The sequence below is a fragment of the Prevotella sp. CAG:592 genome, assembly GCF_000436015.1.
GTDB lineage: Bacteria > Bacteroidota > Bacteroidia > Bacteroidales > Bacteroidaceae > Prevotella > Prevotella pectinovora.
Window position 1 is genome coordinate 1 of sequence record NZ_FR892616.1, and the last position, 887, is coordinate 887.

An 887-nucleotide genomic window follows, 5' to 3' on the forward strand; every position below is an offset into this window, starting at 1 on the left:
GTTGCTCGCTCTTCTGCTGGAGCTGCTCATCCTTATGCTTCAGTTCCTTGTCACGGTTCATTATTGCCGTGTCACGGTCCTCTATCGCCTTGTAATATTCATCCTCCACGTTCATGTCCTGACGCATCTCGGAGTCGGCGGCAGCGGCTGTAAGACGATGGAGCATATACATCATGTCGGCATCATCCTCATATTTGTTCTCGTCAATATTGAGAACCTGCTTGTCTTCCGCATCTTTCCTCGACTGGTCGAAAACGCTGAGCACCTTCTCAAGGCGGTTGTTCACACGGCCTTTCAATCTCGGTATCTGCACAATTATGCTGTTGTGAGTGAGACTTTCAACGAACGGGTCTTCCTTGCCCTCCTCTACCACCTCGCCGTTGTAGTCGAACACGTCGTGGTTGACATAAACCACCGGCTCCTCAATGTCGCCGACTCGATGTCCGAGAAGGTAAACGGCAACCATTGGATATGCGAATCCTTTCGGCGAGTCTTTGCGGATGTTTATCTTGTTGCTGTACTGCGCACCCAGATACTGGCGGAAGCGCAGGGTCTCCGTGTCGAGCCATGTCTTCTGCAGTTCTATAAGGATGACGCGGTCCTTGAATCCCTCGCCCTCAGCATCCTTCTCCCTCACGGTGGCTGCAAAGTCAATGCGGAACATTGAAAGCGTGTCTCGTGTGGTGTTCACATACTCGTGCGGGCGCATCTCCACCTTCACCACCTCTTTCTTCAGCAGTGCAGAGAGGATGGTCTTTGATATGCGTTCGTCAGACATTATGTATTTGAACACGGAGTCGTAAATCGGATTGGCTACATGTAATATCATATACTATGGCGTTTACAGGTTATTATATTTGCAAACTTACACATTTTATGTGAATTAC

The 887-nt window shown here is 49.4% G+C and carries 1 protein-coding gene; it reads right to left on the minus strand.

What is annotated here, in order from left to right; all coding sequences use genetic code 11:
* A partial coding sequence (locus QVO99_RS08730; protein ID WP_288177093.1) for a hypothetical protein occupies positions 1 to 829 on the minus strand: 829 nt, incomplete at its 3' end.
* Between the last annotated feature and the right edge of the window lie 58 nt (positions 830 to 887).